This window comes from Paraburkholderia sp. BGA-UO-ETr-F12 (genome assembly GCF_059567945.1).
In genome coordinates this window covers 54404-66477 of record NZ_JCAQOZ010000029.1, presented here as the reverse complement: position 1 = coordinate 66477, position 12074 = coordinate 54404, and the positions used below count along the sequence as shown (strand labels likewise).

Here is a 12074-nt window from a genome sequence, read left to right as displayed (position 1 = left end):
CCATGACGTCCTCTGTCCGATCCGATCCGCGCGTGCAAGCACGCCTTCTCGACATCGCCGGGTTCCTGCCGGAACAGGTCCTGACGAACGAGCAGCTAGCGGAGCTCTATCCCGAGTGGCCGGCCGACAAGATTCTGGCAAAGACCGGCATCCAGGAACGGCATATCGCGTCGGCGGAACAGACTGCCTCCGATCTCGCTTATGAAGCGGCCCAGCGCCTCTTTGCGCAAGGCGCCGTGAGCGCGCGGGACGTCGACTTCGTGATTCTCTGTACGCAGGCGCCCGACTATGTGCTGCCGGCTTCGGCCTGCGTGTTGCAAGACCGTCTGGGCATTCCGACGCACGCAGGCGCTTTCGACGTGAATCTCGGTTGCTCGGGCTACGTGTACGGACTCTCGCTCGCCAAGGGTCTGGTCGAAACCGGCGCCGCGCGCTGTGTGCTGCTGCTGACGGCCGACACCTATTCGAAATATGTGCACCCGCTCGACAAGAGCGTACGCACGCTGTTTGGCGACGGCGCCACCGCAACCGCGATCACCGGCGCGGCCGGCGGCACCGCGTCGATCGGCCCGTTCGTGTTCGGCACGGACGGCCGCGGTGCGCAGAACCTGATCGTCAAAGCCGGCTTGTTTCGCGAGCCGAAGCGCGCGGCGACTTCGGTCGAACGGCAGGACGCGTCCGGCAACGTGCGCACTGACGAACACCTGTACATGAACGGCGCCGAGGTGATGGCGTTCTCGCTCGCCGAAGTGCCCAAGGCAGCCACGTCGCTGCTGGAAAAGGCTGGCCTGGACCGCGAGGAAGTCGACTTCTTCGTGCTGCATCAGGCGAACCGTTTCATGCTCGAAGCGCTGCGCAAGAAGATGAAGGTGCCGGAAGCCAAGTTTCCGATCCTGATGGAACACTGCGGCAACACCGTCTCATCAACAGTGCCGCTTGCCTTGAAGCAGATGAAGGACGACGGGCTGCTCACGCACGGCAGCCGGTTGATGTTGTTGGGCTTTGGCGTCGGCTACTCGTGGGCCGGTTGTCTTCTGAATTACTAGCGGGAGTGAGTGAAAATGGAAAAGTTTTACGAAGGAATGGCCGAAATCTTCGAGATCGACGCGAGCCTGATTACGCCGGAACTCGATCTGCAGGAACACAACTGGGACTCGCTCGCCGTCGTGTCGACGATCGCGCTGGTCGACGACTGCTTCAACGTGATGTTGAGCGGCCAGGAATTGAACAACTGCAATACGATCGCCGACATCGAAGCCCTGATCAGCACGCCGAAGAAAGCAGCATAAGGAGTCAGCCATGAGTTCGCCGGACTTCATCGCGGGACGCGAGTTACGCACGCAAGGCGCCCGCATCGCGGGCGTGGTGTCGTGCGTGCCTTCGAAACAGGTGGATAACGAGTATTTCGCCGAGAGATTCGATCAGTCTGCCGTCCGCGATGTGATCAAGATGATCGGCGTCAACCGGCGCCGCTGGGCGGACGAAAACACCAGCACCGGCGATCTGTGCCGCAAGGCCGGTGAGAAGCTGTTGGCGGGGCTCGGCTGGCAGCTGGACTCGATCGATGCGCTGATCTTCGTGTCGCAAACGCCCGATTACCGGTTGCCCGGCACCGCGTTCGTGCTGCAAGCCGGCCTTGGCCTGCCGACCTCGTGCCTCGCGTTCGATATCAACCTCGGCTGCTCCGGTTATCCGCAAGCGCTGTGGCTCGGCATGAACCTGATTCAAAGCGGCGCGGCAAAGCGCGTGCTGCTGGCGGTGGGCGATACGATCAGCAAGATGATCGACCCGAACGACCGCTCGACCACGCTGCTGTTCGGCGACGCGGGCACGATGACGGCACTCGAAGCAACGCAAAGCGATGCCGCGTCGCATTTCATCATCGGCGCGGACGGCAAAGGCACGCGCAATCTGATCGTGCCCTCGGGCGCGTTCAAGCAATACGACACCGCCGCCGACGCGCGCATGGCCGGCAAATCGCCGGAATGCCTGTTCATGGACGGCGGCGAGATTTTCAACTTCACGCTCAACGCGGTGCCGAAGCTGGTATCGCGCACGCTCGAACTCGCCGGCCACGGCAAGGACACCTACGACGCCTTTCTGTTCCACCAGGCAAACCTGTTCATGCTGAAGCATCTGGCCAAGAAGGCCGGTCTGCCGCCGGAACGCGTGCCGACCAATATCGGCGACTTCGGCAACACGAGCTGCGCATCGATCCCGCTCCTGATGACGACCGAGTTGAAAGACCGCCTGAAGGAAAACACGCTGCAACTGGGCATGTTCGGTTTCGGCGTCGGCTATTCGTGGGCCTCGGCGGCGCTTGCGGTCGGGCCGCTCAACATCGTGGACACGATCGAGACATGACACTATTTGCTGACAACTGCCTCGCCGGCGGTCTCTATCTCGTGACCGGCGCGTCGTCGGGCATCGGCCAGGCAAGCGCAAAACTGATCGCCAGCCTGGGAGGCCGTGTGGTTGCCGCAGGGCGGGACGAAGCTCGCCTTCAGGCAACGCTCGCCGGGTTTCACGGCGGCGGCCATGCCGCCGCCGTCGCGTCGCTTGCCGACGCCGATCAAACTGCCGAATGGGTAAGCCATCTCGCTGAGACGCATGGCACGTTCGCCGGTGTGTTTCATGCCGCCGGCGTTGAGTTGATCCGTCCCGCGAAGCTGACCAAACAGGAACAACTTAATCAGGTGTTCGGCAGCAGTCTCTATGCGGCGTTCGGCATTGCGCGCGCCAGCAGTAAGAAGAATGTGATTGCGGACGGCGGTTCGCTTGTCTTCATGTCGTCGGTGGCCGGTTCGACGGGCCAGCTTGGCATGACCGCGTATTCCGCCGCGAAGGCCGCTATCGACGGCTTGATCCGTTCGCTTGCCTGCGAAATGGCCCCGCGCAAGATCCGAGTCAACTCGATTGCGGCGGGTGCGGTTCACACCGCCATGCATGACAGGCTGACGAGCGGTAGCCCCGACGAAGTCCTGGCGGCATACGAAAAGAGCCACCTGCTCGGCTTCGGCGAAACCGACGATGTCGCGCAGTCCGCGCTGTTCCTGTTGAGCGGTGCGAGCCGCTGGATTACCGGCACGACGCTGGTCGTCGACGGCGGATACAAGGTTCGATGATGGAGAAACAAGGTTCGATGATGGAGAAACAAGGTTCGATGATGGAGAAACGACTGATCGTCGCCGGCTGCGGCGCCTTCGCGCGCGAGCTGATCAATTGGGCGGAAGACGCGGCCGATGCGGGCCGCAGCGAGCGTTTTACCGGTTTTCTCGATACCAGTCCGGCCGCGCTGGACGGGTATCCTTACCAGCTCGAGTGGCGCGGCGACATCGACGACTATCGCCCGCTGGATGGCGAAGCGGTGATCGTCGCGATCGGCAATCCCGCAGCCAAACGCGCGGTGGTTTCGCGTCTGCGTGCGCGCGGCGCATTGTTCGCGACGCTCGTGCATCCGACTGCGGTGATTGCGCGCTCGGCCGTGCTCGGCGAAGGCGTGGTGGTGTGTCCTCAGGCGGTGGTGTCAGCAGACGCCCATGTCGGCGACTTCGTCGCGATCAACGTCCTATCGAGCGTCGGACATGACGTCAAGCTTGGCGCATTTTCGACATTGAGCTCACACGTCGATCTGACCGGCTTCGTGCAAACCGGCGAAGGCGTGTTCTTCGGCAGCGGCGCGAAAGTGCTACCGAAGCTCACAATCGGCTCGGGCGCGAAGATCGGCGCCGGTGCGACTGTGATGCGCTCGGTTGCGGAAGATGCGGTGCTCTATACCACGCCCGCCAAGAAACTCTGACATGAACCTCGACCAGATCCTGTTCGAGCGGCACTGGCACCTTGCTTGCCATCGGCGCGAACTGTCCGACGACGGTGACTTCGTCAAGTTCGACAGCGTGGTCGGCGAGATCGTGCTGTTCAACGATGGCGGCGAGATCGTCGCGTTCGACAACAAGTGCCCACATCGCGGCGCCCGCCTGTACACCGACCCGCACGGCAACCGGTCGGCGACCTGCGGCTATCACGGCTGGACCTACAGGAACGGCATGATCATCGTGCCCGAGAAAGAACGCTTCGAGTCGTGCGACATCGCGAAGGCACGCTTCAATACCTTCCGGATCGACTGGTGCGGCGATTTCGTGTTTTTCGCGCTCAAACCTCAGAGGGGTTTGTACGAGCAGTTGGGCAAGACGGCGGAGATTCTCGAAAATATATCATTCAACGTCGACCGGCGGCTCGATCTGAACCGCTACGACTACGAATGCTACTGGCCGCTGGCGGTCGAAAACGCGCTCGAGCCCTATCACATCTCCGCGGTCCACGCGGAGACGCTCGCGACACTGCAGCTTCGCGACGGCGAGGACGTGTTCGACGGTGCGAACTCGATCTGGTACGCACCGCTTGGCAATGCACGGCTCGGTAATCAGTTGTCGCGGCTGCGCAAACTGTTCAACATCGACTACCAGTACGAGGGCTATATGAGCCTATATCTCTTTCCGTTCACGATGATTTCGTCGACCTACGGCTACTCGTATTCGCTGCAAAACTATTTTCCCGCGGCGCACGGAGAGAGACGTACGCGCTTCACCAGCCGCCTGTATGTGGCGAACACGGCGAATGACAATGCAGCACGCGTGCTCGACTCGTTCTTCGAAGCCACTGTGCGGATGAACCGCCAGGTGTTCGAAGAGGACCACAAAGTCTGCAAGCTGCTTCCCAAAGAAAGCTGGTCAACCGACGCGCTCCGATTTCCGTCAGATGCGGAAGTGAAGATCGACCATTTCAGGCAATCTTGCCGCGCGGTCGGCGAAACGAGCCTGACAGTGCTGCAGCAGATCCAGACGTCGATCGACGAATCCGCTCCGCTGTATGCGGCGGGCACCATTGACTGAAGCCAACACCCCAGCGAGAATTGCACCATGGCGACGCCATCAAAATTCGATAACGACACCTTCCCGCTCACGCGGGACCATATGGACGCCTTCGTTTGGCGCACCGCCGGCCGCCTCGCGGAACACACCGGCAAGCTGCTCGAAGTAGGGCCGCAGGACCGCTCGCTGGTCCGGCAGAGTTTCGCGAACTTCAGCGTCGATACGTTCGACGTGGTAGACACCTACAAGCCGACGATCGTCGGCGACATCACCAAGGTCAACGCGGTGATTCCGGACAGCGCCTACGACGTGGTGGTGTGCATGGACGTGATCGAACATACGCTGAACCCGTTCGACACAGTCAAGGAAATCCGCCGCATCCTCAAGCACGAAGGCCATCTGATGATCTCCGCACCGCTGAACTGGCGCATTCACGGACCGTCGCCGGATTGCTGGCGCATCACCGAGCACGGCTGGAACGTGCTGCTGCGCAACTTCGACATCGTCGAGATCGACATTCTGGAGTCGCCGGAGCGCGAGCTGTTTCCGTTGAAGTACAACATGCTCGCGAAATGCAACAAGTACAAGAACACTCAAGACAGCGAACTGACGTTCCGATTCATCTAGTCTTCGACATGAAAACTACTCTCGCATCCGTTGAGGCAGCTGTCGATCAGATCGCCTCTCAGACTTTCAATCCGGACGTCTTCGAAGAGACCGGTGTATTCGTGATGCGTAACGCGATTCCGCAGCCCGTGGTACAGGAGTGGCAGCAGGAATGGCAGGCGTTCTACGATGCACAGTTGCGCGACGGCCGCGACGTCAACAAGGCGAACCCGGTTTCGCTGACGGAGCAATTGCCGCCCACGTTGGCCTCGATGTACAGGGAGCCCGTATTCGCCGATACGTTCCGGCAGATCTTCGGCGAGCACGTCGCGCTGTACAACCACCGCTTCGTGATCAAGGACAAGTTCAGTTCGAACAAAGTGTTTCTGCATCAGGACAGCTGCTATCACCTCGGCAACCTGAACAAGTGCAGCATGTTCGTGCCGCTTGGCATCGTGAACGCGGACAACGGTGGCATGACGTTCCATGCGGGTTCGCACAAACTGGGGGTGCTCGGCGATGCGGGCGAGATCAATCCGGACAGCTTCGATTTCAGGTGGCCGAAAGTCACGCCGGAACTGAATCCGGGCGACTTCGTGATCATGAACAGTGCGCTATGGCACGAGTCCGGCCCGAACGTGTCGGGCATCGACCGGATCATGGCCGACACGATCGTGCAACCAGCGGACGATCCGACCGGAAAGGACCTGCTGTGCGGCGAATGGCAAACGGATATTTTCTATTCGCCGACCAACTACGTTCGCTACTTCGTGAATTCGCGTGTGTTGAAACTCATCAAGTACGAGAAAGAGCACGCGGCGGAACAGGCGTAAGCGAAGCAATCACATCATCGAACTACGCGGGTGAGCGCCAATTTAAGTGCACGTTGAAGTTTTCGAGTTGAACAATGACGGCTCGGTTAATGACGGGGTCGGGCAGATGGCGAATCGGTATGATGAGCGCAGACAGGTGTGGACCAAGCGATTTGAGGACCAGAAGAACTCTGGTCTAAGTAAGCGTGCAGGCGTGGTGCAAAGGCCAAGGGGTGAATGGATCTGGTTTTTACAGGAACCGCCACCGCTTGCTCGAGGCGAGCGGGTCGGCAAGCCGAACTTGATTGCCGTGCCGATGAACCGGGGCGTTGATCGTGAGATGCCATTGGACGATGAGAATTGCCCTGACACGTCTGAAGCGCGGAACGTACCGCTGGAAATCCAAACGCCCGCCGGTTTTGTGATTCGGCTGAGTTCGCGCGCGCAGCTCGACTGGCTGCGCCTCTGCTGGCGACGTTGTGATGTGGGATGGTCCGCAAGGCAAGGTCTATTTGGCGCAAGGCGCCACCGACATGCGTCGCTCTATCAACGGCCTATCGCTGATGGTGGCCCAGACGCTCGAACTCGATCCGGTGAGTCCTCACTGGTTCACCCTTGGTTCTCTAAGATTCTTCACTGGCAGACGAACGGTTTCTGGCTTCACTATCTTCGCCTTGAGGAAGGTCGATTTCTCTGGCCGCGCGACGCGAGGGATACGGCGGCACTGGAAATCGCGGCGCGCGAGCTGCGCTGGTTGCTCGACGGGGTGAACTGGCAGACGACGATTGCGCATCGGGCGATGTCTGCGCGTGAGGTTCGCTGAGGCGAATTCTGAAAATACGTAAACCCACCGGATGGTACACTTGGATATCGTACGGCAATGGACGCCAACGATCTCAAACACCTCACGCGCAACGCTCAGGCCTATATCCTCCAACTCGAGGCGCGAGCCGCTCAAGACGCTGCTCGCATCAAGAAGGACGAAGCTCGTATCGCCGAACTGTTGGCAAGCGTTGTCCAACTGGAAGAACTCTTCCGTCTGGCGCAACTCAAGCGTTTGGCTCCTAGCAGCGAGAAGTTCAAGGACCGCGTGTTCGACGAAGCCGAACAACTCGCGCTAAGCGAGCCCGACTACGACGATGGCACCGTGACGCTGCCCGACACGGATTTGTCGCAACGCGGTCCCCCGTAGGCAAGAAGCACGGTCGTCGGCCGCTGCCGGCGCACTTGCCACGCAAGCGCATCGAATACGATCTGAGTGAAGATGAGAAGGTCTGCTCGTGCTGCCAGGCGGCGCTACGCCGCATGGGCGAAGAGTTGAGCGAGCAGATGGACCTGGTTGCCGCGAAGGTCCGGGTATTGCAGCACGCACGCCTCAAATACGGCTGCCTCCACGGCCAGCGCCGCGGCGACAGTACGCCGACCGTGAGGGCGAAGATGCCGGCCCAGCCGCTGCCGGGCAGCAACGCGAGTGCGAACGTGACCGCCATAGTCATGACGGCCAAATTCGTCGACGGCTGTCGCATCTTTTGACGAAAGCGCGCAGATAACCGAAGTCGCCATGCCCCTCGACGACGACCTCTTCGTTAAGCAGAATTCGGACGTGATAGATTTCCAGCCTGGGAGATCTATGGGCTCAGCGTCCATCATCCTTGACGGTCGGATATTCTGTCTAGACCGAAGACGCGCGCGATCCACACAGCGGCAATCAACAGCGCTGCCGGTAGCGTAATCATCAAAAAGTTCTGTATCTTCATGAAAGTTCTGGCTGTGATGTTTCCCGGTGCTGCGCCGGCCGCACGGTTGAGGCAACTGACGGCCGGGTGGTGGACTGGCTTCTTCCGGCAGGTCAGTTGCCGTTCACTGGCGCCTATTTGCGCTCGTAGATCAGGGTTCTGTTACGCATCGCAATGATCCGGAAACCAGCCTCCTGAAGAATATCAGAGGCTTTGGAAATTTCCTGCTTCGAATGCGTTTCAAAGAGCACATACTGCGTTTTCTGGAGAGTGCCGCCAGCGCCCTTTAACGCTTCTGCGCCATGTCCTTCAAGCGATCAAGCGCTGCGTTGCGGCACGCGAAATTGCATGAGCCATTCTGACGTAATCGCGACGCCGGTGCGTGCTACGATCAGCGGTGCTTCATCCCTGACGGCCTTGCCGACGAGAATGCGCATCGTCTCCTCGACGCTCAACTGCCGGCCTGGCTCGCCGAGTATCTCGGGCAGCACGCGGTTGGTGATGGGTTCGGAGTCGACGAGCACGCCGTCGCAGTCAAAGATTACGGCGTCGAAAGCGAAATCGGCCATCTGGGGGGAAGGTTTGTCGAGTCTAGAAGCGTACCGCACCGGTTCGCGCGGACAGGCGAAGTGCGAGCGCGCGATCGAACTAGAAGTAGGTCAGACTAAGGGCGGGGCGTGAGGCTTTGCCGATAACGCCATGACGCATGGCGGATTGCGTTGCGGGTCCAGCGGATTGCTTTCAGAAACGGGCGCATCCGGTTGCCGCGTACCTGTTCCAGCGGTCGCGCGGCCTGTGGCGCGAGTTGTTCGACCACGGCTTCCGGGGTCGTGAAAAGACGCGTGCGCCAGTCCCAGTAGAGCGGATAACGCAGCAGTACGCCCGCGCTCAACATGTCCAATGTCAGCGTGCGATGCCGCCAAGGCACCGGCGCGAGCGCATCGTGCGTCAATCCCCAGCCGGCGTAGAAAGGCAGGCCGTAAGTGAAGACGGCTTTGCCGCGCAACAACGCGTCGAAACCCGCGAGCGACGACAGCGTATGAACCTCGTCCGCCACATCGACGAGCGACAGCAAGTCCGCTTCCGTATCCACGACGTCCGCGAGTTGCCGCGCGTCGATCAATCCATTGCGATTACCCGACAGCACGTCCGGATGCGGCTTGTAGACCACGAATGCATCGGGGCGCTGTTGGCGCACTTCGCGCAGTAGCGCGTCGGCGGTGGCGATAGCGCGCGTGCCGAGGCGAATCGATGCATCGTCGGCGACCTGGCCCGGCACCAGTACGACCTGTTTGTCCGCAGGCGCAGTCCATGCCGGGCGACGCCGGCCGAGATTGTATTTGGTGACGCCAAGCTTGACGACCCGATCGCGCAGCGCGGCCGCGCGCGCCAGTTCGGCTTTGCTGAACTCGGCTTCGTTCAGCAGCACGCTGAGGTCGCTGGGTTGGCTGGCGTCGAAGTAGAGGCCGCAGCGGTCGATTACCTGACTGCACGGCGCGATCATGTCGGAGCCGAGACCCGTCGAATGAAAGAAGCCATCTTCGATTCTGACGCGGCGAATCTCAGGCGGAAGACCGTCCGCGCTACGCGCGCCCCACAGCACCGCGCATTCATCCGCCTGCAGCGACTGCGGCTCGCGCGTCCAGCGCAACGCCGCGCCACCGGCAGTCACGAATGGCGTAGCGAACGGCCGCTTCCACCACTGGAAACGAATCCCCGCTACTTGCTGCAGATCCGCGAAACGTCGCTGAACCGATTGCTGCAACTCGATACTGTCGAGCAGATCGTCGAGCGTGCCGGGCGCGTGTGTGATTGCATTCAGGTAGCGCGTAAAGCGCAGGAAGACGACCTCGAACAACACGGCGAGCGAGGGCCGCGCGGTGCGGTTCGGCAAGCGCAGGTCGTCGTCGGTCAATCCCCAGCCTGCGTAATAGGGCGCACCGAATACGTGCACGGGCACGCCGGCCAGCAGCGCGTGCATGCCCTCCGACGCGCCGAGCGTATAGACGTGATCGACATGAGGCAACGCAGCGCACAGCGATTCATGGCCGGTGAGATGCCGGATGCCCGGTGGCGCGGCATCGACCGACGACGAGAGCCAGCGCCCTGAGCCTTTGTCATCCGAACGCGCGATCCAGAATTCGGCATGTGGATGCGCGGCGCGCGCTGCCATCAGCATTCGCGTGAAGGCTTGTCGCGAGTTGCTGACTGCCACCGCGCCGAGCCCATTCGAACGCGCGCGCTCGTCGATCAGCATGACGCGGGTCGCGCGGTTGGTTTCGAGTAAAGCGACGGGGCAGTCGTGCTGCGGTCTACGCATCGTGGTGGCATGACTGCGCAGTACGCGTTGCATCAGCCGCGCGAGCTCGAGCGAGGCGCCGGCGTTCGGATCGTGCTCGAGCGTCGAATTCAGTGCCGCGTTGAGCGCGACCGCGAACGCATCGGCGCCGGCATTGACCACCGGCACGACGAACCATGACAACAAGGGTGCACTGGACGGACCCTGTGACCAGACCGGCCCCGGCCACGCGGCACTAACATGCTTGCCGCAGATGCGTGCGACGCCCAGCGCCAGACGTCCGAGCCAGCGGTCGATCCACGGATGCGCCGAGCGGCCGGCGAGCCAGTTCAGCGAGCGCCAGCCACGCGTGATGCTGCGCAGATCGACTGCCGCGCTCGCCGGAGCCGGTTGCCCGAAGACTGGTTGCTCCATTTAGCGCAGCGTCTCGAGAAAGCGGTCGACGTGTTCGAAATGCTCAGCCCATGTCGGCTCGCGAAACCGTTCAATGCGCTTTAATTGAGCGCCGCGCGCAGGGCTGTCCGTGCACGCGTAGGCCTGGATGCGGGCGAGCCAGCCGGGGCCGTCGAGCGGATCCAGATAGTCTGGGATGTCTTCGGCGATTTCGTGAAACACGTCGAGATCGCTGGCGAGCACCGGTACTTTGAGCGCGAAGGCTTCGGCGAGCGGCATGCCGTAGCCCTCGACGAACGATGGGAACAGCAGCGCCTGAGCGTGTTGCAGATAAGCGTGAAGCTGCTCGTCGGAGCAGTGCGCTTCTTCGATCACGACGCCTTTAAGGCTTTCGCAGCGCTCCAGCATATCCACGACGTTTTCGCATTCCCAGCCGCGCCGGCCGATGACGACGAGCTTGGGCGCAGCCGCGCCGAGCTGTTCGACGAGACGCCGCCAGACATGCAGGATGAACCAGTGGTTCTTGCGCGGCTCGATGGTGCCGAGCATGACGAAGTAGGGCGAGGGCAGCGGGCGGGGGGCGAGGGGGCGCTGTGTGACGCCTGACGCCAGGCGAGCGACTACGCTAGGCGGCAGCGGCAGATTCGCGTGGCGCGCTTCGGCGGCGAGCGAGTCGAGCGTGGCTTGCGAATTGGCTATCAGGCCACTCGCGTGCTTGAGCGCGGTATGCATGCGGTGCCGGTGAATCGAATCGACGCCCGGACGGCAGTATTCGGCATGCGTCAACGGGATTAAGTCATGCACCATGAATACGGGGTGAATTTCGCGCTTTGTCATTGCGCTGTAATAACGCCTGAATTCCATGCCGTTGTGACTTGTGTGCAACAACATGCCATTTTGAAATCTTGCTTCTCGAATGCGATTAAGGCACGCGCGCACGACTAAAGCACGGATTGCGTTGCGATTACGGCTGGACGAGAGAAGCCATGCAAACGTTTGCTGTGAATCTCGCTCGGTTAAAACCGTTGAAAAGCCTCGTTCGCTGAGGATTGCGCGTGCTTTGGAACCGTACTTTTGAATGTATGCGAGACCGACGCGATCTACGCCAGTAGGCAAAAGCCCGTCGTAAAGGCGCGTGAGGAGACGCGTGACGTCCAGAAAGATCGTTGACACAGGGTGCAGTGCGGTTTGTTAGCTGGCGTGCAGACTTTATGGTCTTTCGGATGTAGCTTTTTTATTACAGCGCACCATTCTACCCGAGTGCGTGCGACAATTCGCGATGACTATTTTGTAATCTATTGGTATGACAATTGTTTGCTAGCTGCGCACTGGGTTGCTTACGAAGCGCCGAAACTAC

General features: G+C 61.0%; 13 protein-coding genes and 1 pseudogene. 11 read left to right on the top strand and 3 right to left on the bottom strand.

What is annotated here, in order from left to right; genetic code table 11:
* The first annotated feature begins 2 nt into the window (after positions 1 to 2).
* From AC57B6_RS12965 to AC57B6_RS12915, 11 genes are all read left to right on the top strand, one after another.
* On the top strand, positions 3 to 1046 hold the full coding sequence (locus tag AC57B6_RS12965) for a ketoacyl-ACP synthase III (RefSeq protein ID WP_496421499.1): 1044 nt from the start codon (positions 3 to 5) through the stop codon (positions 1044 to 1046).
* A gap of 15 nt (positions 1047 to 1061) precedes the next feature.
* Positions 1062 to 1289 (top strand): acyl carrier protein, encoded by a 228-nt coding sequence (locus tag AC57B6_RS12960; RefSeq protein WP_496421498.1) that lies wholly within the window; start codon positions 1062 to 1064, stop codon positions 1287 to 1289.
* A 10-nt stretch (positions 1290 to 1299) separates the two neighbouring features.
* Positions 1300 to 2364 (top strand): ketoacyl-ACP synthase III, encoded by a 1065-nt coding sequence (locus tag AC57B6_RS12955; RefSeq protein WP_496421497.1) that lies wholly within the window; start codon positions 1300 to 1302, stop codon positions 2362 to 2364.
* Positions 2361 to 3125 (top strand): SDR family NAD(P)-dependent oxidoreductase, encoded by a 765-nt coding sequence (locus tag AC57B6_RS12950; protein WP_496421496.1) that lies wholly within the window; start codon positions 2361 to 2363, stop codon positions 3123 to 3125. Before AC57B6_RS12955 ends, AC57B6_RS12950 begins: the two co-directional genes overlap by 4 nt.
* A gap of 41 nt (positions 3126 to 3166) precedes the next feature.
* Positions 3167 to 3799: an acetyltransferase gene (locus tag AC57B6_RS12945; protein ID WP_496421551.1), complete on the top strand. Its 633-nt coding sequence runs from the start codon at positions 3167 to 3169 to the stop codon at positions 3797 to 3799.
* Position 3800: 1 nt separating this feature from the next.
* Complete coding sequence (locus AC57B6_RS12940) at positions 3801 to 4892, top strand: aromatic ring-hydroxylating oxygenase subunit alpha (protein WP_496421495.1); 1092 nt, start codon at positions 3801 to 3803, stop codon at positions 4890 to 4892.
* Between the two features lie 27 nt (positions 4893 to 4919).
* Entirely contained in the window at positions 4920 to 5498 is a 579-nt protein-coding gene (locus tag AC57B6_RS12935) for a class I SAM-dependent methyltransferase (protein WP_496421494.1), read from the top strand.
* Positions 5499 to 5506: 8 nt separating this feature from the next.
* A complete protein-coding gene (locus AC57B6_RS12930; RefSeq protein WP_496421493.1) occupies positions 5507 to 6310 on the top strand; it encodes a phytanoyl-CoA dioxygenase family protein in 804 nt (267 codons plus the stop codon).
* Positions 6311 to 6377: 67 nt separating this feature from the next.
* A complete protein-coding gene (gene tnpB, locus AC57B6_RS12925) occupies positions 6378 to 7112 on the top strand; it encodes an IS66 family insertion sequence element accessory protein TnpB (RefSeq protein WP_496421492.1) in 735 nt (244 codons plus the stop codon).
* Positions 7113 to 7169: 57 nt separating this feature from the next.
* Positions 7170 to 7481, top strand: coding sequence for a hypothetical protein (locus AC57B6_RS12920; RefSeq protein WP_496421491.1), 312 nt, complete (start codon positions 7170 to 7172; stop codon positions 7479 to 7481).
* A gap of 35 nt (positions 7482 to 7516) precedes the next feature.
* Positions 7517 to 7822, top strand: coding sequence for an IS66 family transposase zinc-finger binding domain-containing protein (locus tag AC57B6_RS12915; protein ID WP_496421490.1), 306 nt, complete (start codon positions 7517 to 7519; stop codon positions 7820 to 7822).
* Positions 7823 to 8341: 519 nt separating this feature from the next.
* Here the strand turns inward: AC57B6_RS12915 and AC57B6_RS12910 are convergent.
* The 3 genes and pseudogenes from AC57B6_RS12910 to AC57B6_RS12900 form a co-directional block, all read right to left on the bottom strand.
* Positions 8342 to 8594, bottom strand: a pseudogene (locus tag AC57B6_RS12910) (HAD family hydrolase); the annotation flags it as partial.
* Positions 8595 to 8689: 95 nt separating this feature from the next.
* Positions 8690 to 10738 (bottom strand): capsular polysaccharide export protein, LipB/KpsS family, encoded by a 2049-nt coding sequence (locus tag AC57B6_RS12905; protein ID WP_496421489.1) that lies wholly within the window; start codon positions 10736 to 10738, stop codon positions 8690 to 8692.
* A complete protein-coding gene (locus tag AC57B6_RS12900) occupies positions 10739 to 11890 on the bottom strand; it encodes a glycosyltransferase family 4 protein (RefSeq protein ID WP_496421488.1) in 1152 nt (383 codons plus the stop codon).
* Positions 11891 to 12074: the final 184 nt, after the last annotated feature.